Genomic DNA, 21948 nt, shown 5'->3' with positions numbered 1-21948 from the left:
TATACTTTAAAAAAGAAATATGCTTACTGTGCTGCAGCCATTGGCATACGTACAACTTTTACATCATAGTAAGCAATTTTATTATCAAGAATATAGTCTGGCATCCCGCCTTGATGTGAGTGAGCATCTTTAAATGCTGAGCTCTTTGTCCAACCTTGGAAATCTTCTTTTGCATTCCAGCGAGTGCTAATTGTTACTTCATCATAATCAACTGTATTGTGCGTTAAAAGAACTTCTAATCCTAAAAATCCTGACATTGTTTCGACTTTACCTACTTTATTAAAACGCTCAATTAATTTATGGCCATTTCCCTTTGTAATTTTAGTTGTATTTGTAACAATAATCATGTTTATTCCTCCTATAAATGTAGCCTTTATTTTCAAGAACTCATATATATTAAATGATAATGAAAATCATTATCATTGTCAATGGTAATTTTCATATAAATGTAGAATTAAGGATGAATTTACTATTATATAAATAATTTGACCATATAGTTAATGAAGTTATATATTATTAAAATAAAACAAAATAAGAAATATACACAAGCAAAGTATGGTTTATACCTTGCTTTCGCAATACTATGAACAAGGAGGGTATTATGGTCGAATCACTGTTACTTAGTATCGTTATTATTATTACACTAGGCATCGCCTCACAATGGACTGCATGGCGCTTCCAGCTCCCTGCTATTGTTGTTATGGCAGTTGCCGGATTATTAATTGGTCCAGTTTTCGGTATTATTAATCCAAAAGAGGTGCTTGGAGATGTTTTTAGTCCACTCGTATCACTTTCTGTTGCCATTATATTGTTTGAGGGTAGTTTAAGTTTAGATGTACGTGAACTGAGGGGACTATCAAAACCAGTATTTCGTATTGTTACGTTTGGTGCGTTTATTGCTTGGATTGCTGGCTCACTTGCAGCTCATTACGTCGCTGGATTAGATTGGGCGGCTGCATTTATTATTGGAGGACTTTTTATTGTGACAGGTCCAACTGTAATTATTCCGTTGTTACGCCAAGCACGATTAAAGCCAAGGACAGCTGCAATTTTAAAGTGGGAAGGGATTATCGTTGATCCGTTTGGAGCATTACTTGCTGTATTCGCCTTTCAAATTGTAAATTTCTTAACGAAAGAAAATGTACACTTACATACGTTACTATATTTCTTTGCAGGTTCGTTATTTGCAATGGTACTTGGGTATGCGTTTAGTATTTTTATGAGTTATATGATTTTAAAAGGGAAAGTACCAGAATATTTAAAGGCACCGATTTTGCTCGTTACGGTATTACTATGCTTCGGCATTGCAGATGAAGTCATGCATGAAACAGGTATGCTAGCCGTAACAGTAATGGGGATTACACTTGCACGGATGAAGAAATATATTTCTTCTATCGGTGATATTCGTCATTTTAACGAAAATATTTCCGTACTATTAACATCGACTGTTTTCATCATCTTAACAGCATCACTTCCAAGAACGACGATTATGGAGATTTTTAGCTGGCCTATTATTAGCTTCGTACTTATGATGATATTTGTTGTTCGTCCTTTATCAATTTGGGTATCGACAATCGGAACAGAGTTAACAAGATCAGAAAGGGCGCTAGTTGGTTGGATTGCGCCGCGAGGTATTGTTGCATTAACGGTTTCAAGTTACTTTGCGACGGAGTTATTACAAGAAGGGTATAAAGATGCTTCTATATTAACAGCACTTACATTTGCACTCGTAATTACGACCGTTTGTGCTCATGGATTTTCAATTGGATTTTTAGCAAAAAAATTAGGATTAGCGAATACACAGCCACCAGGTATTTTAATTTCAGGAGCTAGTACATTCTCAACTGCATTCGCTATGCATTGTAAAGAGATGGGGATTCCGAGCTTAATCGTAGATGTATCGGAAGAACATTTGCAATGCGCAAAGGTGAAAGGGCTTAATACATATAACGGCCAAGTACTCTCAGAGCAGTTGCAATTTGAAGTAGATATGAATCAGTATGAATACTTAATTTCAGTTACAGATACGGATTCTTACAATGTATTAGTCGCAAACACATATGTACCGCAGTTTGGACATCATAATACATTTTTACTTCCGATTCATGATGTGGAAAAGATTGAGCAAGAACGCATCTCTCTTTCGAAAAAAGCTCATTTACTGTTTGGTCAAAATGAAATTTATGAAGAGTTAGATAGAAAAATTGAAGAGGGTTATACATTTAAAACGATACAAGTTGAGGAAGAACAAAAAATTAATAAAAAAGAGAGCGATTCAGAGGATGTAATATTATTTATTCGTCACGATGATGGTAGTCTTACTTTTTCAACATTGTATAAATATATAGCGGTTATACCAGGAGATGAGCTAGTTGTACTAGCAAAGCAATAATATGGTATAGTGAAACGAGGCTTTTTTCAGCCTCGTTTTTTACATTGCTTCCTACTAATTAGAAAGCATTCAAATGGAAAGGAAGACATTACATGCGATCTGAAGTAACTATAAAAATAAAACCGAAGTTTATAAAAGAAATTAAAAGTGGATATCCACTTATTTTAAAAGATGCTATTCAAAATTTAAATGATGTACGTGAAGAAGGAACAATCATCAACGTAGTAGATGAGAAGAACCAATTCATCGGAAAAGGCTATTATGGAAAACAAAATAAAGGATATGGATGGATTTTAACGAGAAAAGAGAAAGAGCAAATTAATCAACCTTTCTTTGAAAGTAAAATCAAATCTGCTTTACATAAACGAAAAGATTTTTATAAATCAAATGATACAACAGCATTTCGTGCCCTGAATGGTGAGGGCGATGGCCTTGGTGGTTTAATCATCGATTATTATGACGGCTATTACGTAATAAGTTGGTATAGTGAAGGGGTTTATACTTTCCGCGATGAGATTATAGCAGCACTTCAAAAAGTAGCAAATTTCAAAGGGATTTATGAGAAAAAGCGTTTTGATACGAAAGGGAAATACATTGAAGGTGATGATTTTGTCGCAGGAGAGCGCGGTGAGTTCCCACTTATCGTAAAAGAGAACGGTGTAAACTTTGCTGTATATTTAAATGACGGGGCGATGGTTGGTGTGTTTTTAGATCAGCGTAACGTTCGAAAACAAATTCGTGATAAATATGCAAAAGGAAGAACGGTTTTAAATATGTTCTCTTATACCGGGGCTTTCTCTGTATTTGCAGCGCTTGGCGGAGCGAGTAAAACAACGAGTGTGGACCTTGCAAATCGTAGTTTAAGTAAAACGATTGAGCAGTTTAGTGTAAATGAAATTGATTATGAAGCACAAGATATTATTGTAGAAGATGTATTTCTATATTTCAAATATGCAGCTAAGAAAAAGATGAAATTTGATATGGTTGTACTTGATCCCCCAAGCTTTGCACGCTCGAAAAAATATACGTTCAGTGCAGCGAAAGATTATAAAAACTTATTAAAAGAAACAATTGCCATTACAGAAAATAACGGTATTATCGTTGCTTCTACAAATTGTAGCGCATTCGATATGAAAAAGTTTAATGGCTTTATCGATACAGCATTTAAAGAAATGAACGGTAAATATAAAATATTAGAAGAACATTCTTTACCAGAAGATTTCCGTACAATTGATCAATTTAAAGAGGGAGACTATTTAAAAGTAGTTTTCATCGAAAAAATTAAAGGTTAATGAAAATAAGAAAAGGAGCTCAAGTTTAAATGAGCTCCTTTTCTTATTGAATGATATTTTGGACTCTGCCAACTTGCCCATCCTGCAATCGTACTTTAATGCCGTGCGGATGAGAGGGTGAGTTCGTTAAAATATCTTTTACAATTCCTCTTGTTAGCTTACCTGTACGTTGATCTTGTTTTAATACAATATCGACTTCAAGACCTGATGAAATGTTAGATCGTTTTTGCCCGTTCATTTATACACCTGTACGTCTACGTTGGTTGTTTGTTTTCTTCGTTTGTTGGTTTTGTAATTTTTTCGTTTCTTGACTTTGACTTCCATTATTTGAGCCGTTTCCATTTCCTTGCTTTTTCTTCGCAAGTTTTTCGCGCATTAAATCAGCTAAGCTTACTTTTTTGTTTTCTGACATGATAAGTCTCCTTTATATAAAGTTAATTATGAACAATCGTAGTGAATTTCATCATATCATTGTTAAGGAAGGAAGGGAAGTTGGTTTGAAAATTCATATAATTCTTTCCAGCATTCATTCGTTACGATACAATTAAATTGTTAATGTTTGTTAAAAAAGGGGATAGAAATATGTCACATCATATTTTATTAGTTGAAGATGACATCTCAATTCAAGAGATGGTTGAAACATATTTAGTAAAAGAAGGTTTTCAAGTTACAATCGCATCTGATGGAGAAGAAGGAGTTAACGCATTTTTAAAAGGTTCATTTGATTTGATTATCCTCGATATTATGATGCCAAAGTTAGATGGCTTAGAGGTTGTGCGAATCATTCGAGAAAAAAGTGCCGTTCCGATTTTAATGATGTCAGCGAAAGATACAGATGTTGATAAAGCTGTTGGATTAGGACTTGGAGCAGATGATTACATTTGTAAGCCGTTTTCTATGATTGAACTAGCTGCACGTGTAAAAGCGGGTATTCGGAGGTCTACAAAGTATTCGGCTGTGGAATCAAAAGATGAGGCGATTCAGATTGGTGATTTAATAATTGACCCAATTAATTTTACTGTGGAGAAAAAGGGAAGACAGCTTAAACTTACTTTAAAAGAATTTGAGATTTTAAAGCTATTCGTGAAGAATCAAAATCGTGTTTTTACGAAAGCACAAATATATACGCTTGTTTGGAATGAAGAATATTATGGTGATGATAATGTTATTAATGTTCATATGAGAAGATTACGTGAGAAAATTGAAAGTGATCCATCTAATCCAGAATATATTAAAACATTATGGGGCATCGGCTATAAGTTGGAAGTGATGTAGTATGGTTGTATTTTTAACAGTGGTGATTATTATATTGCTTATCGTTATTTACGTGCAATATAAAATTAGGAAAAATAGTAGTAGGAATTTACGCTACACGTATGAGAAGTTAAATCGAATTGTAAAAGAACAAACTGGTGAGAAGCTATTAATTATGACAGATGATCTAGAATTGCAAAAGTTATTAGTGGCGATTAATCATTTATTAGATGCAAAACAGAAAACGAATGCAGATCATGCGAAAGTAGAAATTTCGATGAGAAAAATGCTTTCAAATATTTCACATGATTTGAAAACACCACTAACAGTTATTCTTGGATATACCGAAATGTTAAATAAGGATAAAACGATAAGTGAGGAAGAGCAGCAAATATTACTCGAAAAGGTGCATGTAAAAACACTAGAAGTGATGGAATTGATTCATAAGTTTTTTGATTTAGCAAAATTAGAATCCGGTGACAAAGCAATCGAGATGACAAAAGTAAATATGAATGAAGTTTGCCGCGAGAAGATTTTATCTTTTTATGATTTAGTGACGACGAAAGGTTTTCATGTCCATATTGATATAGCAGAAAGAAATATATATGCACTTGGAAATGTAGAAGTATTAGGCAGAGTATTGAATAATTTAATATCAAATGCGATTACATATGGGGACGATGGAAAGACACTTGGTATGACTTTAAGAGATGATGAAACGAGTGTGTATATAGACGTATGGGATAAAGGAAAAGGAATTGATGAATCTCATATTGATAAAGTGTTTGAGCGTATGTACACACTTGAAGATTCAAGAAATAGATTGTACCAAGGAAGTGGTCTAGGGTTAACGATTACGAAAAGGCTTGTGGAAGCGATGGATGGAGAAATTTATCTTTCTAGTAAGCCGTATGAAAAAACGGTTTTTACAGTTTTATTAACAAAGATGCAGTTTTAGCTTGTAGAGAAGTAGATTCTACAAGCTTTTTTGAACGTAAGGAATTTGTAAGGAACGGGTAAGAAAAAAGAGATTTTCGTTGTCTATTATAGAAATATAGAGCAGTGCGAAAGGGGAAAGTGACATGACATATATATTAAAAACGAACCAGTTAACGAAAGTGTTTAAAGGGAAAGAAGTTATTTCTAGTGTTAATATGCATGTGAAAAAAGGAGAGATTTACGGCTTTTTAGGACCGAACGGCGCGGGTAAAACAACGATTATGAAAATGATTACAAATTTAATAAAACCGACGAGCGGTGATATTGAAATTTTCGGTGAGAAGTTAACAGATACATCTTATGAAGTATTAAAAAGAATGGGGACAATTATCGAATATCCAATCTTTTATGATAAATTAACGGCGAAGGAAAACTTAGAATTACATTGTGAATATATGGGGTATTACGATAAAAACGCAATTGATCATGCTTTAAATTTAGTAAAACTGCACGGTATAGATGATAAAAAAGTAAAAGATTTTTCATTAGGGATGAAGCAACGACTTGGTATTGCAAGGGCGATCATGACAAAGCCAGAACTACTCATTTTAGATGAACCGATTAATGGTTTAGATCCAATTGGTATTAAAGAGTTACGAGACTTATTTAAAATGCTCTGCAAAGAATATGGCATTACGTTATTAGTCTCTAGTCATATTTTAGGTGAGATGGAACAAATGGCAGATACAATCGGTGTGATTCAAAATGGAAAACTAATAAAAGAAGTTTCGATGAAGAGTATTAACGGAAAACAAACAGAGTACATTGAAATCACTGTTCCTGATGTGAAGCGTGCAGCTTATATTTTAGAAGATAAACTCGCTATAAAAAATTACAAAATAATGAGTGGAAACATGATTCGTGTGTATGAATTGAAGGCGACGCAGCAAGCCATTTCAAAAGCACTCATTATGAACGATGTAGAAATTGAAAGTATTAATAAGAAACATAGTTCTTTAGAGGAGTATTTCTTAAATGTAATGGATGGAGAGGGCATTCATGCTTAATGGATTGTTAGTGAATATAGTAAGTGGATTGATCGTAATGTTCATAAGTGGGATTTTATATTATAGAAAACCTGAGCGGAAATGGATTTTAATTTTATTAGTGATAGGAATGTTAAGCGTAGTTACTGCTGGAATTAGAATGTTAGTAGCGTAGAGGCAGTTATATAAGGAATGGAGGCATGGTTTACATGTTTAAATTAATGAAGCTTGAATGGAAGAAACATCAATTATCTAGTTATTTTAAAAGTGTAGCAATTTGTATTATAGCAATTTTCACCGTAGTAAACCTCATGGCGTTGGGAGCGAAAGACGAGGTAGATGGGCTATTCTCTGACTTCACGCAACAAATGGTTTTAATAAACACTGTTATTAGGATAACATTCATTATTTTTAGTTCGGTCATTTTATCACGTTTAGTAATTGATGAGTATAAGAACAAAACAATACAACTATTGTTTATGTACCCACTGCAAAGAAAAATGCTAATGAGGGCGAAATTAACAATTGTTTTTTGTTTTTGTTTTGTGAGCACGATTATCGCTACTTTCAGTATTAGTTTACTCGTATATTTTGTGAGTCCAATGATGGGGCTGATTGAAACGCCAGCTACGATAGGTGAAATAATAGCTATCGTTCCAGCTACTTTTATAAATGCATTTATGATATCTGGTATAAGTTTAATTCCTTTATTTTTTGGGATGAGAAAGAAATCGACACCGACAACAATTACTTCTGCAGTAATAATTGGGATGCTAATTAGTAGTAACTTTGGTTCTGGAAACGGTCAAGTAAGTATGTTTAATTTTATCGCTATCCCAATAGTGCTCTGTTTATTAGGGATTTTTATTAGTTATCTTTCATATCGTAAAATCGACAAGATTGATGTGGCGTGAAGCAAGCTTAAAACAACAACGAACTGGGGTATGAATAGTGAAAAAAATAATAGTAATTGCAATTTTACTTATTACAATTACAATTGCTAGTGTAGTTTTTGGTTTTAAGGTGTTTCAGGGGAAAGATTTTAAGAAAGAAAAGTCTTTTGAGATAAATAATATAAAAGAAATAGAAGTAGACAATGAAAACTGGGATATTGAATTTAAAAGTACAGACTCTAATAAAATAGTAGTTTCCGCCCAAGGTCAACAAGTAGATAAAGAGATAGATCCCGTCAAAATAGAAAATGACGGTAATAAAGTTGTGATTAAGCAAAAACAAAAGGCGACCAGATTTTTTAATGGTTTTACGTTTCGGAAGAAAAATAGCATATCTATAGCTGTTCCGAAGAAAGAAATAGATAAAATTGTATTAAATAATAAATCGGGTGATGTGAAAATAAGCGATATAGCAGTGAAACATATCGTCACAAAAAGCAAGTCTGGAGATGAAATGATTGTAGGACTATCCGCAGAGAAAGGTGAATTCATATCGCAAAGTGGAGAGTTAGTTGTAAAAGATAGTTCAGTACAAGAGTTAAATATAAAGTCTACGACTGGTGATAACTATATAACAAATGTAAGTAACTCAAATATGAACATCACTTCAACATCTGGGGAAGTATTACTGAAAGATATGAAAGAAGGAAAATCATTATTTGTAGAAACAAAATCAGGAGATATTGGCGTAAGGTATAAAGGTGTTCCGGCTTTATTGAAACTTACGGCTAAAAGTAATTCGGCTGACATAATGGTGAATTTAAACGGACTTAAGAAAGATAAAAATACAGAAAAGATAAAAGAAGGAACCATCGGTGATGCAAAAAATGATGTGAAGATTTTAAGTGAAACAGGGGTAATTTATATCGATTAAAATTTAAATAAAAGGAGGACTATCATGCTACGTCTTATGAAGCTAGAATTGAGGAAGTTTAAGCTTGGATGGTATGTGAAGAGAGCGGTTATTGCGAATATCGTTATACTGGCACTACTAATCTTCGTTAGTATCGTTGCTCAAATAGAAGGGGATCCAAAAATAAGGGATCCGCAGATAATTTTGTCGATGGCTAGTGCGTTAGTAAGAGCAACATTTATTATTTTTGGTGGCGTACTAATAGCCAAGTTAATAATTGATGAATATAAAAGTAAAACAATACTACTCATGTTTTCTTATCCAATTAACCGAAAGAAAATGCTGGCTAGTAAGTTGGCTATTACAGCGACATTAACATTTATAACAGTTATTTTATCGAACATTTTAGTGGTAGGAATTTTCTTTGGGATAGATAGTTATTTTTCAATTCTTCCTAATTCATTCACAGTAGATCAATTGATTCAAGAAGGGATAAATCTTATTCCTTTAGCCATTGCCACGGCAGGAATAAGCTTAATTCCTCTATATTTCGGGATGCGTAAACGTTCTGTGCCAGCTACAATCGTTTCTTCTATTATCGTTGTATTAATCGCAATTAATAACCCTCCCATATTTCCTATAGCGACGTTTCTTCCTCTTCAATTCACATTTGCAGCGATTGGAGTTGCGATTGCATATTACGGAATTAAAAATATAGAGAAGGAAGATATAACAGTATGACAAGAATACGTAAAAAAGAGTTGGCGTTATACCAACTCTTTTTTGTATATGTATGCTTCGTTACTACTCTGTAAATTTATAGTGTTTGCTTAAATACTCTTGCACTCCTGGAGAAATGTTAAAGTTATTAGAACCTTTATATTCGATAGTAAACTCTCCGTCTTTACTTGTTTCAAAGGAGATTGCATAGCTATTCATTTTAGCATCGTAAGAAGTATTTTTGACTTCTGCATCTAGATCAAAGTATTTTGTAATATATTCTTTTGATTCCGTAACTGCTGTTTGTTTTCCCCAAGGGGTACCATAACTTGTGAAATAAAGAGATACAGTTATAACTCCAATGATAGAAGTTAGTAAGAGAGTTCTTATTGTTATTTTTTTGTTTTTTGTATTCAATTTAGTTCCCTCCAATTAATATGAATTTATCTTAACGTATTTTCTCATAAAATACCATTTAGTAGAAAATAGTTTCACATGAAACAAGTTACAGAAAAAGACAAGGTGCATAAACACCTTGTCTTTTTCTGTCGTTACATTTGGGGAGCTTCCATTCCAGTGGCAGCCCATTCTTCTTTTGCAGGACCATATACGCCAGGGATTGTTAAGCCAGCTTGACGCATTAAAACAGTCATCTGTCCGCGGTGGTGATTTTGATGATTGATGAGTGTCATTAAAAATATAGAATTCGGCATAGGACGACCAAAGAAGTTATTAATAGTAGCTAAGTCTTTATCAGTCCACTCACTTTGAAGTGCTTCAATAAAAGCCGTATTCACTTTGCGATACCCATCTGCAATTGTTTTTGCTGAAGTTGGTACAGGATAATCTTTCGTTTCTCCTTCAAACTTAAGTCCTGTCCCTGATAGCATAACAGGAAGTGCTGTAACGATATGCCAAGCGACTCTCCCTAAAGTCCAGTGCCCAGGTGCAATTTCTTGTGATAAAGATTCATCGGTTAATGCATAAAGCATCTTCTGAGTAGACTCAGCCTCGTATGTCCATGATGTTAAAAAATCTTCAATAGTTTGGTACATAGTTATCCCTCCTGTTTTTCGCTCGTATATTAAATTCGTGAGAGATAATATAATCCCTGTTTCATAAGCGATACTTAATTAAGCATTGCTACAATATAAAAATAATTAGAAAATATTTGTAAAAGTGTCAGAAAACATATCTTTTTATTCGTATATGTAATGAATAAAGAATAGAGTAAAGAGTAGTGATAAGGGTGAAGGATATAGAAATAGTAGAAGGTCTTCGAAAACAAGAAATGTTAGCGTTACATACAGTCATTGATCAATATGGAGATTTAATTTATAAGGTGGTTCATAGTGTTTTAGATACGGCACATAGTAAGGTGCTAGTGGATGAATGTGTTGACGATATTTTATTCATCGTTTGGTACAACATTAATAGTTATGATAAAAATCGTGGAAAGTTTAGAAATTGACTTATATCTGTTGCGAAATTTAAAGCCATTGATTATAAACGAAAAAGTAATAAGGTCTATCAATTACAAGAGTTTCAGCAAAAAATATATGTAGAAGGAAAAAATGTTAATTTAACAAAATATGAGGGTATTTTAAGTGTTAATATTTTTTGGGAATTTTGACGAAATAATAACGATTTATACGGATTTTAATATATTGTATTGAAATGCATGCGTGTATCAAGGTTGAAGAAGAGGAAATTCGTTTAATGAGGAAGGCGAAAGTACAAGCGAAAGGAGAGCGTATTGCATGTAATAATTATTAGAATGTAAGGGAAAAAACCTTTATTTATAAAAGGTTTTTTCCAAAGCGGATAGTTGATAAGGAAAATAAAAACTAATTTTTTATTAGAAAGATATTTTTAATTCGTTGGCTGTACTTAAAAGATTGAACACGAAGGAGGGTCAACATGTCTTTATGGAGTAATAATGCAAATGGATATTGTGGATGTAATAATCAAAATGGTTTACATGTTGATTCGTGCTGTTTTAGTTGCGATGGGACAGTTCCTAAGCTTGGTCCAACAGGCCCAACGGGAGCGACAGGAGCGACAGGAGCAACGGGTCCAACGGGAGCGACAGGTTCAACGGGAGTAACGGGAGCGACAGGTTCAACGGGAGTAACGGGAGCGACAGGTTCAACGGGAGTAACGGGAGCAACAGGAGTAACAGGTCCAACAGGAGCAACGGGGGCAACAGGTGAAACGGGAGCGACAGGTTCAACGGGAGTAACGGGAGCGACAGGTTCAACGGGAGTAACGGGAGCAACAGGAGTAACAGGTCCAACAGGAGCAACGGGGGCAACAGGTGAAACGGGAGCAACGGGAGCAACAGGTCCAACAGGAGCAACAGGTCCAACAGGTCCAACAGGCCCAACAGGCCCAACAGGAGTAACAGGCCCAACAGGCCCAACAGGAGTAACAGGTCCAACAGGTCCAACAGGAGCAACAGGTGAAACGGGAGCAACAGGAGCAACAGGAGCAACGGGAGCAACGGGAGCAACAGGAGCAACAGGAGCAACGGGGGTAACGGGAGCAACGGGAGCAACAGGTCCAACGGGAGCGACAGGTTCAACGGGAGTAACGGGAGTAACAGGAGCAACAGGCCCAACGGGAGCGACAGGTTCAACGGGAGTAACAGGAGCAACGGGAGTAACAGGAGTAACAGGAGTAACAGGAGTAACAGGAGTAACAGGAGTAACAGGAGCAACAGGAGCAACGGGAGTAACGGGAGCAACAGGTGAAACAGGAGCGACGGGAGTAACAGGAGCAACGGGAGTAACAGGAGTAACAGGAGTAACAGGAGTAACAGGAGCAACAGGAGCAACGGGAGTAACGGGAGCAACAGGTGAAACAGGAGCGACGGGAGTAACAGGTACAAGTATCACGGCAACATATGCATTTGCAAATAATACTTCGGGTACAGCGATATCGGTACTGCTTGGTGGAACAAATGTCCCACTTCCAAATAATCAAAATATCGGTCCGGGAAATACTGTGTCTGGGGGGAACACAGTATTTACGGCCGCAAATGCCGGGAATTATTATATTTCATATACAATTAATATAACGGCTTCATTATTAGTTAGTTCGCGAATTACAATTAATGGTGCACCGCTTGCTGGAACTATCAATTCCCCTGCATTAGCAACGACATCATTTAGTGCAACAATTATTACGACTCTTGCAGTGGGGAGTGCAATTAGTTTGCAGTTGTTTGGATTGTTAGCTGTTGCCACGTTATCAACGACTACACCTGGTGCAGTTTTAACGATTATAAGATTAAGCTAAGTAACGTGAACTCTCTTATTCTTTTAAAATTAGGAGAGTTTCTACATATAATAAGAAGTTAAGGAGGTAAAGCATAGTTGTAAAAAAGTCAGAATATTATGATTGTAACGATGTTACGACTATAATATAATGAAAACAACCATCATGAATGAACATTCATTTATTTTCACAAGTATTGGAAGGGGGAATGAGAGTGGAAAAACCTTGGTTGCAGAGTTATCCAGAGGAAATCCCAGGTACGATTTCATATGATATTCAGCCACTTCATGGATATTTAGAGAAAATGGCTGCTCGTTATCCAGAAAAGAAAGCGCTTCACTTTTTAGGTAAAGATGTTACATTTTCAGATTTCCATGACAAGGTAAAGAAATTTGCGAATTACCTTCAAAGGCTTGGTATTGAAAAAGGCGATAGAGTTGCGATTATGTTACCGAATTGTCCGCAATCTGTAATTGGTTATTATGGTACTTTGCTTGCGGGGGGGATTGTTGTACAAACGAATCCTCTTTATACAGAAAGAGAGCTTGAGTACCAACTTCATGACTCAGGGGCAAAAGCTATTCTTTGCCTGGATTTAGTGTTTCCGAGAGTTACTAATGTTCAAACTGCAACAAAGCTTGAGCATATTATCGTAACCCGTATTGCAGATTTTTTACCATTCCCTAAAAATTTACTTTATCCATTTGTACAAAAAAAGCAGGCAAATCTTGTTGTGAATGTGTCGGAAAGCGAAACGATTCATCTTTGGAAATCGGTAGAAAGAGAAAGTAATGCTGATGTTGAAGTTCCATGTGATCCTGAAAATGATCTAGCCCTTTTGCAGTATACAGGGGGAACGACAGGGTTTCCAAAAGGGGTTATGTTAACGCATAAAAACCTCGTTTCGAACACTTTAATGGGAGCGCATTGGTTATATAATTGTAAAGAAGGAGAAGAGGTAATTCTTGGTGTTCTTCCGTTTTTTCATGTGTACGGGATGACAGCTGTAATGAATTTAAGTATTATGCAAGGATATAAAATGGTGCTTATTCCGAAGTTTGATATGAAAATGGTTTTTGAAGCCATTAAGAAACATAAAGTTACACTATTTCCAGGAGCACCAACCATTTATATTGCTCTATTAAATAGTCCTCTTTTAAAAGAATATGATATTTCTTCAATTCAGGCTTGTATTAGTGGTTCTGCACCGCTTCCTGTAGAAGTGCAGGAGGAGTTTGAGAGAGTTACAGGTGGTAAATTAGTAGAGGGTTATGGATTAACGGAGTCATCACCAGTTACACATGGGAATTTTTTGTGGGAAAAGCGTGTGCCGGGAAGTATTGGGGTACCGTGGCCGGATACAGAGGCAATGATCATGTCACTTGAAACAGGAGAGTCATTACCTCCAGGTGAAATTGGTGAAATTGTTGTAAAGGGCCCACAAATTATGAAAGGGTATTGGAATAAGCCAGAAGAAACGGCAGCTGTACTGCAAGATGGCTGGCTCCATACAGGTGATGTAGGATACATGGATGAGGATGGCTTTTTCTATGTGAAAGATCGTAAGAAAGATATGATCGTTGCTAGTGGCTTTAACGTATATCCTCGTGAAGTAGAAGAAGTGTTATATGAACACGAAAAGGTGCAAGAAGTGGTAACAATCGGTGTTCCTGATCCGTATCGAGGGGAAACTGTAAAAGCGTTTGTTGTTTTGAAAGAAGGCGCTGAGTGTTCTGAAAAAGAATTAGATCAGTTTGCACGTAAATATTTAGCAGCTTACAAAGTTCCGAAGGTATATGAGTTTAGAAGTGAGTTGCCGAAGACGACAGTCGGAAAAATTTTACGTCGTGTCCTAATAGATGAAGAGAAGAGAAAGAATGAGGATGAGCAAACGGGCTAAGGCCCTTTCTTTTTGAAAAAATAGGATTGACACTTTTCTAAATAGTCAGTATTATAAGAATATGAATGACTATTCATTCAGTCATCTTCTTGAAGGGGACAGTAAAGTGAAGAAAAATAGACCGAAATACAATCAGATTATTGATGCTGCAGTCATTGTGATTGCGGAGAATGGATACCATCAAGCGCAAGTTTCTAAAATTGCAAAGCAAGCTGGGGTAGCTGATGGCACGATTTATTTATATTTTAAAAATAAAGAAGATATATTAATATCCTTATTCCAAGAGAAGATGGGAGAATTTGTTGAAACAATTCGTCAAAAAATAGCAGGAATTGAAAGCGCTGTAGCGAAGTTATTCATGTTGGTAGAAACGCACTTCTTGCTGTTGTCACAAAATGATCCTCTTGCTATCGTTACGCAATTAGAGCTAAGGCAGTCCAATCAAGACTTGCGCCTTAAAATAAATGAAGTATTAAAAGGCTACTTACAAGTTATGGATGAGATTTTAGAGACAGGTATAAAGCAAGGTGAATTTCAGGCGGATTTAAACGTTCGCGTGGCAAGACAAATGATCTTTGGAACAGTAGATGAAGTTGTGACCAATTGGGTAATGAGCGATCATAAGTATGATCTGGTCGCACTTTCAAAAACGGTACATGGGCTACTTATTGCAGCTTGTGGTTATCGTCAATAATGGGAGGGATCATGTTGAAATTCCTATCTGTAAAAGTTGAAGATCATATCGCGGTGGCGACGTTAAATCATGCGCCAGCTAATGCGATGTCTTCACAAGTTATGCATGACGTTACTGAATTAATCGATCAAGTGGAAAAGGATGATAACATTCGTGTTGTTGTTTTACATGGTGAAGGACGCTTCTTCTCAGCAGGGGCAGATATTAAAGAATTTACATCTGTTACTGAAGCGAAGCAAGCAACAGATTTAGCACAGCTTGGACAAGTTACGTTTGAGCGTGTTGAAAAATGCTCAAAACCAGTTATCGCGGCAATTCATGGAGCGGCACTTGGCGGCGGCCTTGAGTTTGCTATGTCTTGCCACATGCGCTTTGTAACTGAAAGTACAAAGCTTGGTTTACCTGAATTAACACTTGGATTAATTCCTGGTTTTGCAGGTACACAGCGCTTACCACGTTATGTTGGTAAAGCGAAAGCTTGTGAAATGATGTTAACAAGTACACCAATTACTGGTGCAGAAGCATTACAATGGGGACTTGTTAACGGAGTGTTTTCTGAAGAATCCATTTTAGAAGATACGCTTAAAATTGCAAAACAGATTGCTGGAAAAAGCCCAGCAACAACTCGTGCTGTGCTAGAGTTATTACAAACGACAAAATCGTCTCATTATTATGAAGGTGTACAGCGTGAATCACAGATTTTTGGTGAAGTATTTACGAGTGAAGATGGAAGAGAAGGCGTAGCAGCGTTTTTAGAAAAACGTAAGCCTTCATTTAGTGGTAGGTAGTCCAATTATTTTTTTAATAAAAATTAACAGAATTTTAAAATTGATAGAATCTTTCTGAAAAATAAGGGGGTAAATGGAATGAACATCTACGTACTCATGAAACGAACATTTGACACAGAAGAAAAAATCGTAATTAAAAACGGTGCAATTTACGATGGCGAAGCGGAATTCATCATCAACCCTTACGATGAATATGCGATTGAAGAAGCGATTCAAGTAAGAGATGCACAAGGTGGAGAAGTTACTGTTATAACAGTTGGTGGCGAGGATAGTGAAAAAGAACTTCGCACAGCATTAGCGATGGGCTGCGATAAAGCGGTACTAATTAACATTGAAGATGATGTTGAGAATGGTGACCAATTTACAACAGCAAAAGTGCTCACTGAATATTTAAAAGATAAAGAAATCGATTTAATTTTAGGCGGGAACGTTGCGATTGACGGTGCATCTGGACAAGTTGGTCCACGAGTAGCTGAAGCGTTAAATATCCCATACGTAACGACGATTACGAAGCTTGAAATTGATGGTACAAATGTGAAGATTGAGCGTGATGTTGAAGGGGATACAGAAGTAATTGAATCATCATTACCTCTTCTAGTAACAGCGCAACAAGGTTTAAATGAACCGCGTTATCCATCACTTCCAGGTATTATGAAAGCGAAGAAGAAGCCACTAGAAGAAGTAGAATTAGATGATTTAGATTTAGAAGAAGATGATGTGGAAGCAAAAACAAAAACAATTGAAATCTATTTGCCTCCTAAGAAAGATGCAGGAAAAGTGTTACAAGGCGAGCTGCAAGATCAAGTAAAAGAACTTGTATCGTTGCTCCATACAGAAGCGAAAGTAATCTAATAAAATACGAAATTATATATGCAGGAGGGAAAATCTATGGCTCGTAAAGTATTAGTAATGGGTGAAGTTCGTGATGGATCGCTACGTAACGTTTCGTTTGAAGCGGTAGCAGCAGCAAAAACAATTGCAGAAGGCGGTGAAGTGGTAGGTCTTCTAGTTGGAGACAGTGTTGCCTCTTTTGCAAATGAATTGATTCATTACGGTGCAGATCGCGTTGTGACAGTTGAAAATGATAAATTAAAATCATATACATCTGATGGATATGCACAAGCGTTTTTAGCTGTATATGCTGAAGAAAAGCCAGAAGGCATTGTATTTGGACATACGGCACTTGGTAAAGATTTATCACCAAAATTAGCAGCGAAATTAGAAGCTGGTTTAATTTCTGACGTAACGGCTTTAGAAGTTGAAGGTGGAAATGTTATCTTCACTCGTCCTATTTACTCTGGTAAAGCATTTGAGAAGAAGATTGTAACAGATGGTATATTATTTGCGACAGTGCGTCCAAATAACATTGCAACTCTTGAAAAAGACGAGTCTCGCAGTGGTGACGTGTCTTCTATTACAGTTGATGTGAAAGATTTACGTACAATCATTCAAGATGTTGTCCGTAAAACTGCAGAAGGTGTGGATCTTTCTGAAGCGAAAGTTATTATAGCTGGTGGACGTGGTGTGAAGAGTGAAGAAGGATTTAAACCGTTAAAAGAATTAGCTGACGTACTAGGCGGCGCTGTTGGAGCATCTCGTGGTGCTTGTGATGCTGAGTACTGTGATTATTCATTACAAATTGGTCAAACAGGTAAAGTTGTTACACCAGACCTATACATTGCATGCGGGATTTCTGGTGCGATTCAGCATTTAGCTGGTATGTCTAATTCAAAAATAATTGTTGCGATTAATAAAGATCCAGAAGCTAGTATCTTCAAAGTAGCTGACTATGGTATTGTCGGTGATCTGTTTGAAGTATTACCTCTTTTAACAGAAGAGTTTAAAAAGTTAAAAGTACATTCATGATTTGAGTACCCTTGAGTTCCAAGTGAAGTACCCCTATATATAGAAAAAGGTGAGAGATCCCCTGTCTCTCATCTTTTTAGTATTTCATCCATATTTTTATATAGTATAAAGGAACATTTTTTTGTTACAATACATAACGATACATAATATTCGCCACGTATAAAAGTTAATGATATACTCTTGGTAGAATATACTTGAAGGAGGAAATAAAATGGCAATTATAAATGCAAATGACCAAAGCTTCGCAGCTGAAACTAGCGAAGGTGTTGTACTATTAGATTTCTGGGCGCCTTGGTGCGGACCTTGTAAAATGATCGCTCCTGTATTAGAGGAAATCGATTCAGAGTTAGGCGAGAAAGTAAAAGTAGTAAAAGTTGACGTTGATGAAAACCAAGAAACTGCTCGTCAATTCGAAGTAATGAGCATTCCAGCTCTTTTCGTATTAAAAGACGGTAAAGTGGTTGATCAAGCGTTAGGATATAAACCGAAAGAAGCGTTAGTAGAATTAGTTTCTAAACACTTCTAAAATAAAGAAGCTACCATTTGGTAGCTTTTTTTATTTTCTTTTTTACAACCTTTCCGTTACAATAAAAGAACATATGTTGGGTGTTTTGGCATAGTATGTTTTTATGTGAAAATAAAAATGATAAGCATAAGCATGTAGAAATGGAGGGAGACGAGTGCACGAGCATTTAAAAGAGAAGTTAGCAATTTTGCCCGATCAACCTGGTTGTTATTTAATGAAGGATAAGCAGGGAACGGTTATATATGTCGGAAAAGCAAAGGTACTCAAAAATCGTGTGCGCTCGTACTTTACTGGTTCGCATGATGGGAAAACACTTCGGCTTGTTGGAGAAATTGTTGATTTTGAATATATTGTGACTTCCTCAAATTTGGAGGCTCTTATTTTAGAGTTAAATTTAATAAAAAAATATGATCCAAAATATAATATTCAATTAAAAGATGATAAAACATATCCTTTCATTAAAATTACAGCTGAAAAACAGCCGCGCTTACTCATTACGAGAAATGTAAAAAAGGATAAAGGAAAGTACTTTGGGCCTTATCCAAATGCGCAATCGGCACATGAAACAAAGAAATTATTAGATCGTATGTATCCACTTCGTAAATGTTCAAATATGCCAGATAAAGTTTGCTTGTATTATCATATGGGTCAATGTTTAGCACCTTGTGTGAAAGAAGTAACGGATGAGCAAAACAAAGAAATTGTTGATGAAATTATTAAATTCTTAAACGGTGGGCATAAAGAAATTCGTTCAGAATTAGAAACGAAGATGTATGAGGCTTCAGAAAAGCTAGAATTTGAACGGGCGAAAGAGTTGCGAGATCAAATTGCTCATATTGATGCAATTATGGAAAAGCAAAAGATGATTATGAGTGATTTAGTGGATCGTGATGTGTTTGGATATGCAGTTGATAAAGGGTGGATGTGTGTTCAAGTTTTCTTCGTTCGAAAAGGAAAGCTAATTGAACGTGATGTTTCTATGTTTCCGATTTATGATGAACCAGAAGAGGGATTTTTAACTTTTATCGGTCAATTTTATGAAAACAGTAGTCATTTCAAGCCGAAGGAAATTGTTGTTCCAGGAAGTATAGATTCAGAATTAGTAGAGCGCTTTTTAGAAGTTGAAGCGACACAGCCGAAGCGTGGGAAGAAAAAAGATCTTGTGGAATTAGCAAATAAAAATGCAAAAATTGCACTAGAAGAGAAATTTCACTTAATTGAACGTGATGAAGAACGGACGATTAAAGCTGTTGATAATCTAGGGAAGCAACTAGGGATTGAAACACCATATCGTATTGAAGCGTTTGATAATTCAAATATTCAAGGGATAAATCCTGTTTCAGCAATGATTGCTTTTATCGATGGGAAACCAGCGAAGAAAGAATATCGGAAATATAAAATTAAAACGGTCCAAGGGCCAGATGATTACGAGTCTATGAGGGAAGTTGTAAGACGCCGTTATACGAGGGCGCTTAAAGAGAATTTACCTTTACCAGATTTAATCATTATTGATGGTGGAAAAGGCCATCTGGCCGCTACAAGTGATGTTCTGGAGAATGAACTCGGATTATATATTCCAATGGCAGGGCTTGTAAAAGATGACAAACATAAAACATCACATTTAATCATTGGAGATCCGCCTGAACCTGTGATGCTTGAGAGGAATAGCCAAGAATTTTATTTATTGCAACGCATTCAAGATGAAGTGCATAGATTTGCAATTACATTCCATCGCCAGTTGCACGGGAAATCGGTCATTCAATCAGCATTGGATGATATTCCAGGAATCGGCGATAAACGAAAAAAGGTATTGTTAAAACATTTTGGCTCGTTAAAAAAGATGAAAGAAGCTTCCATAGCTGAATTTGTCGAAGCAGGTATGCCGAAAAATGTAGCGGAGACAATTTATACTTATTTAACAGATAAGAAGACGTTGTAGTTTACAACGTCTTCTGTTTTTTGGTATAATTTCTGAAGATTTAAAATAAACACACCTGAATGAATATACAAAAAAGTCAACTAAACTAAACTTATATGTCTAGTTGACTGTAAGTAGATGCTACACTTCAATGAGATCTTTTATATCCCATTTAACAAGAAATGTAATAGAGTCTGAACGCTTTTTCTGTTCCTCATAGGACTCTGCAACGACGTTTCTTTGTCTTTGAATTTGCTCGGCGATAAATCCAGCTTCTAATTGATAAGATGAATGTCTTTTTTGTTTTTGACGCTCAGTAATAAGTGTACCTTTAAGTTGAAACTGCATTTCACGACGTTTATGTTCAATGATGCTTAAAGTGCCCCAACCAGCTTTTTCAAAAAACTGAATGACTTCTTCAATTGTTTCTAGCGGATATTTTCTCGCAAGGTTTCTACCGGCCCAGTATAAAATACCATCTAAATCTTTACCAATTAAATCAGGTAGTAATTCTTCACGTAGCAATTCATAAGCGAAGGCGTTCAATGAAACATCTTCTAAAGATGTTATATCGATTGTATTTTTGCTCACAATATTCCCCTCTTTCTATAGGGATTATTATATAACATTTTTCATTTATAAAAATAGATTTTTCTTTGGGGAAATCTGAATATATAAGAAAAAAAAAGAATTGGCAAATTATATGCAAATTATGTATACGTTTTCTTGACGCTTCGACAAAAATAGGGGTAAAATGAACTTGGTATTAAATTATGCTGAAATATTTTGAATAATTTTTTCAGTTTTTCTTATGCCAATAGTGAAAAAACATTATTGTTGTAAATTAATCTGAAAACAGCAGTCAAACATTCAAGGGGGTAATGGGGACATGAAAGGCCGCGAGTATACGTTTCGTAAGTGGCACTCATTAATGGGGGTCATTCCGGTTGGTGTCTTTTTGACGCAACATTTAATTGTAAACAACTTTGCAACAAGAGGAGCAGAGGCTTTTAACAAAGCTGCAGGCTTTATGGAGCTCCTTCCATTCCGGTATGCGCTAGAAATTTTCATCATCTTTTTACCTATACTGTACCATGCTATATATGGCTTATATATTGCATTTACAGCTAAGAACAATGCGGTATCTTACGGCTATTTCCGTAACTGGATGTTCGTCTTCCAACGAATTTCAGGTATCGTTACGCTGATCTTCATTTCTTGGCACGTCTGGGAAACTCGTATTCAAGCATTGTTAGGTAAAGAGGTAAACTATGATATGATGGCAGATATTTTAAACAACCCATTTATGTTTGGTTTCTATTTAGTTGGTGTTGTTTCAACAATTTTCCACTTTGCAAATGGACTATGGACATTCTGTATAAGCTGGGGAATTACAGTATCTCCACGTTCACAAAGAATCTCTACTTATGTAACATTAGCTATTTTCTTAGGTCTATCTTATGTAGGTGTGAGTGCATTATTAGCGTTCATCGATCCACAGCTAGCAAACCAGTAAGGAGTGGGAGAG

At 35.8% G+C, this 21948-nt stretch carries 24 protein-coding genes and 1 pseudogene; 19 read left to right on the top strand and 6 right to left on the bottom strand.

All coding sequences use genetic code 11. From position 1 onward, the window contains the following. Positions 1 to 23: 23 nt before the first annotated feature. Positions 24 to 347 (bottom strand): heme oxygenase, encoded by a 324-nt coding sequence (gene isdG / locus NSS97_RS23020; protein WP_002143312.1) that lies wholly within the window; start codon positions 345 to 347, stop codon positions 24 to 26. A gap of 254 nt (positions 348 to 601) precedes the next feature. On the opposite strand from isdG, the gene NSS97_RS23015 reads away from it, so the two are divergent. Next, entirely contained in the window at positions 602 to 2392 is a 1791-nt protein-coding gene (locus NSS97_RS23015) for a cation:proton antiporter (RefSeq protein ID WP_341114115.1), read from the top strand. Between the two features lie 92 nt (positions 2393 to 2484). After that, entirely contained in the window at positions 2485 to 3684 is a 1200-nt protein-coding gene (locus NSS97_RS23010) for a class I SAM-dependent rRNA methyltransferase (RefSeq protein WP_002067464.1), read from the top strand. Positions 3685 to 3727: 43 nt separating this feature from the next. On the opposite strand, the gene NSS97_RS23005 is transcribed toward NSS97_RS23010, so the two are convergent. After that, complete coding sequence (locus NSS97_RS23005) at positions 3728 to 3922, bottom strand: YwbE family protein (protein ID WP_001014315.1); 195 nt, start codon at positions 3920 to 3922, stop codon at positions 3728 to 3730. Further along, positions 3923 to 4096, bottom strand: coding sequence for a hypothetical protein (locus NSS97_RS23000; protein WP_341114113.1), 174 nt, complete (start codon positions 4094 to 4096; stop codon positions 3923 to 3925). Positions 4097 to 4266: 170 nt separating this feature from the next. Between NSS97_RS23000 and NSS97_RS22995 the strand changes: the two genes are divergently transcribed. From NSS97_RS22995 to NSS97_RS22965, 7 genes are all read left to right on the top strand, one after another. Beyond that, entirely contained in the window at positions 4267 to 4959 is a 693-nt protein-coding gene (locus NSS97_RS22995; RefSeq protein ID WP_002088884.1) for a response regulator transcription factor, read from the top strand. Between the two features lies 1 nt (position 4960). Beyond that, on the top strand, positions 4961 to 5896 hold the full coding sequence (locus NSS97_RS22990) for a HAMP domain-containing histidine kinase (RefSeq protein ID WP_044442295.1): 936 nt from the start codon (positions 4961 to 4963) through the stop codon (positions 5894 to 5896). Positions 5897 to 6020: 124 nt separating this feature from the next. Further along, positions 6021 to 6944 (top strand): ABC transporter ATP-binding protein, encoded by a 924-nt coding sequence (locus NSS97_RS22985; RefSeq protein WP_016120864.1) that lies wholly within the window; start codon positions 6021 to 6023, stop codon positions 6942 to 6944. Then, positions 6937 to 7098, top strand: coding sequence for a hypothetical protein (locus NSS97_RS22980; protein WP_002143307.1), 162 nt, complete (start codon positions 6937 to 6939; stop codon positions 7096 to 7098). Before NSS97_RS22985 ends, NSS97_RS22980 begins: the two co-directional genes overlap by 8 nt. Positions 7099 to 7132: 34 nt before the next feature. Further along, a complete protein-coding gene (locus tag NSS97_RS22975) occupies positions 7133 to 7837 on the top strand; it encodes an ABC transporter permease (RefSeq protein ID WP_107887387.1) in 705 nt (234 codons plus the stop codon). Positions 7838 to 7874: 37 nt separating this feature from the next. Continuing rightward, entirely contained in the window at positions 7875 to 8750 is an 876-nt protein-coding gene (locus NSS97_RS22970) for a DUF4097 family beta strand repeat-containing protein (protein WP_044442300.1), read from the top strand. Between the two features lie 24 nt (positions 8751 to 8774). Next, a complete protein-coding gene (locus NSS97_RS22965; protein ID WP_044442302.1) occupies positions 8775 to 9470 on the top strand; it encodes an ABC transporter permease in 696 nt (231 codons plus the stop codon). Between the two features lie 63 nt (positions 9471 to 9533). Here NSS97_RS22965 and NSS97_RS22960 read toward each other — a convergent pair whose 3' ends face one another. Continuing rightward, positions 9534 to 9866 carry a YfjL-like protein gene (locus NSS97_RS22960; RefSeq protein WP_044442304.1) on the bottom strand — a complete coding sequence of 111 codons (333 nt, stop codon included), beginning with the start codon at positions 9864 to 9866 and terminating at the stop codon, positions 9534 to 9536. Between the two features lie 134 nt (positions 9867 to 10000). Beyond that, the gene (locus NSS97_RS22955) at positions 10001 to 10504 is read right to left on the bottom strand and encodes a DinB family protein (RefSeq protein WP_341114105.1); all 504 of its coding nucleotides are present in this window, start codon (positions 10502 to 10504) and stop codon (positions 10001 to 10003) included. Positions 10505 to 10689: 185 nt separating this feature from the next. Here NSS97_RS22955 and NSS97_RS22950 point away from each other — a divergent pair. The 9 genes and pseudogenes from NSS97_RS22950 to uvrC all read left to right on the top strand — a co-directional run. Beyond that, positions 10690 to 11046 (top strand): annotated as a pseudogene (locus NSS97_RS22950) (sigma factor); the annotation flags it as partial. 323 nt (positions 11047 to 11369) lie between these two features. Beyond that, positions 11370 to 12749: a BclA C-terminal domain-containing protein gene (locus NSS97_RS22945; RefSeq protein ID WP_341114103.1), complete on the top strand. Its 1380-nt coding sequence runs from the start codon at positions 11370 to 11372 to the stop codon at positions 12747 to 12749. A gap of 193 nt (positions 12750 to 12942) precedes the next feature. Beyond that, positions 12943 to 14628: a long-chain-fatty-acid--CoA ligase gene (locus tag NSS97_RS22940; RefSeq protein WP_044442310.1), complete on the top strand. Its 1686-nt coding sequence runs from the start codon at positions 12943 to 12945 to the stop codon at positions 14626 to 14628. A gap of 106 nt (positions 14629 to 14734) precedes the next feature. Continuing rightward, on the top strand, positions 14735 to 15322 hold the full coding sequence (locus tag NSS97_RS22935) for a TetR/AcrR family transcriptional regulator (protein ID WP_012261773.1): 588 nt from the start codon (positions 14735 to 14737) through the stop codon (positions 15320 to 15322). A gap of 11 nt (positions 15323 to 15333) precedes the next feature. Next, a complete protein-coding gene (locus NSS97_RS22930; RefSeq protein WP_044442315.1) occupies positions 15334 to 16110 on the top strand; it encodes an enoyl-CoA hydratase in 777 nt (258 codons plus the stop codon). A gap of 78 nt (positions 16111 to 16188) precedes the next feature. Continuing rightward, positions 16189 to 16962 carry an electron transfer flavoprotein subunit beta gene (etfB, locus tag NSS97_RS22925; RefSeq protein WP_044442317.1) on the top strand — a complete coding sequence of 258 codons (774 nt, stop codon included), beginning with the start codon at positions 16189 to 16191 and terminating at the stop codon, positions 16960 to 16962. Between the two features lie 36 nt (positions 16963 to 16998). Continuing rightward, positions 16999 to 17976 (top strand): electron transfer flavoprotein subunit alpha, encoded by a 978-nt coding sequence (gene etfA, locus NSS97_RS22920; RefSeq protein ID WP_044442319.1) that lies wholly within the window; start codon positions 16999 to 17001, stop codon positions 17974 to 17976. A 211-nt stretch (positions 17977 to 18187) separates the two neighbouring features. Continuing rightward, the gene (trxA, locus tag NSS97_RS22915) at positions 18188 to 18502 is read left to right on the top strand and encodes a thioredoxin (RefSeq protein WP_000974757.1); all 315 of its coding nucleotides are present in this window, start codon (positions 18188 to 18190) and stop codon (positions 18500 to 18502) included. A 154-nt stretch (positions 18503 to 18656) separates the two neighbouring features. Continuing rightward, a complete protein-coding gene (gene uvrC, locus NSS97_RS22910) occupies positions 18657 to 20441 on the top strand; it encodes an excinuclease ABC subunit C (RefSeq protein WP_044442324.1) in 1785 nt (594 codons plus the stop codon). A 120-nt stretch (positions 20442 to 20561) separates the two neighbouring features. On the opposite strand, the gene NSS97_RS22905 is transcribed toward uvrC, so the two are convergent. Beyond that, a complete protein-coding gene (locus NSS97_RS22905; protein ID WP_044442326.1) occupies positions 20562 to 21011 on the bottom strand; it encodes a YslB family protein in 450 nt (149 codons plus the stop codon). Positions 21012 to 21309: 298 nt separating this feature from the next. Between NSS97_RS22905 and sdhC the strand changes: the two genes are divergently transcribed. Continuing rightward, complete coding sequence (sdhC, locus tag NSS97_RS22900) at positions 21310 to 21936, top strand: succinate dehydrogenase cytochrome B558 (RefSeq protein WP_002015407.1); 627 nt, start codon at positions 21310 to 21312, stop codon at positions 21934 to 21936. Positions 21937 to 21948: the final 12 nt, after the last annotated feature.

Source organism: Bacillus sp. FSL R12-0074, assembly GCF_038005725.1.
Lineage (GTDB): Bacteria > Bacillota > Bacilli > Bacillales > Bacillaceae_G > Bacillus_A > Bacillus_A mycoides.
This window is presented reverse-complemented; position numbering and strand designations above follow the sequence as displayed.

Bases quoted from the DNA above. Each gene is read 5' to 3' on its own strand.
- NSS97_RS22990 (WP_044442295.1), top strand. From the start codon at position 4,961: ATGGTTGTATTTTTAACAGTGGTGATTATTATATTGCTTATCGTTATT.
- NSS97_RS22975 (WP_107887387.1), top strand. From the start codon at position 7,133: ATGTTTAAATTAATGAAGCTTGAATGGAAGAAACATCAATTATCTAGT.
- etfB (WP_044442317.1), top strand. From the start codon at position 16,189: ATGAACATCTACGTACTCATGAAACGAACATTTGACACAGAAGAAAAA.
- trxA (WP_000974757.1), top strand. From the start codon at position 18,188: ATGGCAATTATAAATGCAAATGACCAAAGCTTCGCAGCTGAAACTAGC.
- NSS97_RS22980 (WP_002143307.1), top strand. From the start codon at position 6,937: ATGCTTAATGGATTGTTAGTGAATATAGTAAGTGGATTGATCGTAATG.
- NSS97_RS22965 (WP_044442302.1), top strand. From the start codon at position 8,775: ATGCTACGTCTTATGAAGCTAGAATTGAGGAAGTTTAAGCTTGGATGG.
- NSS97_RS22955 (WP_341114105.1), bottom strand. From the start codon at position 10,504: ATGTACCAAACTATTGAAGATTTTTTAACATCATGGACATACGAGGCT.
- NSS97_RS23000 (WP_341114113.1), bottom strand. From the start codon at position 4,096: ATGTCAGAAAACAAAAAAGTAAGCTTAGCTGATTTAATGCGCGAAAAA.
- NSS97_RS22985 (WP_016120864.1), top strand. From the start codon at position 6,021: ATGACATATATATTAAAAACGAACCAGTTAACGAAAGTGTTTAAAGGG.
- etfA (WP_044442319.1), top strand. From the start codon at position 16,999: ATGGCTCGTAAAGTATTAGTAATGGGTGAAGTTCGTGATGGATCGCTA.
- NSS97_RS23005 (WP_001014315.1), bottom strand. From the start codon at position 3,922: ATGAACGGGCAAAAACGATCTAACATTTCATCAGGTCTTGAAGTCGAT.
- NSS97_RS23015 (WP_341114115.1), top strand. From the start codon at position 602: ATGGTCGAATCACTGTTACTTAGTATCGTTATTATTATTACACTAGGC.
- NSS97_RS22995 (WP_002088884.1), top strand. From the start codon at position 4,267: ATGTCACATCATATTTTATTAGTTGAAGATGACATCTCAATTCAAGAG.
- NSS97_RS23010 (WP_002067464.1), top strand. From the start codon at position 2,485: ATGCGATCTGAAGTAACTATAAAAATAAAACCGAAGTTTATAAAAGAA.
- isdG (WP_002143312.1), bottom strand. From the start codon at position 347: ATGATTATTGTTACAAATACAACTAAAATTACAAAGGGAAATGGCCAT.
- sdhC (WP_002015407.1), top strand. From the start codon at position 21,310: ATGAAAGGCCGCGAGTATACGTTTCGTAAGTGGCACTCATTAATGGGG.
- NSS97_RS22945 (WP_341114103.1), top strand. From the start codon at position 11,370: ATGTCTTTATGGAGTAATAATGCAAATGGATATTGTGGATGTAATAAT.
- NSS97_RS22930 (WP_044442315.1), top strand. From the start codon at position 15,334: ATGTTGAAATTCCTATCTGTAAAAGTTGAAGATCATATCGCGGTGGCG.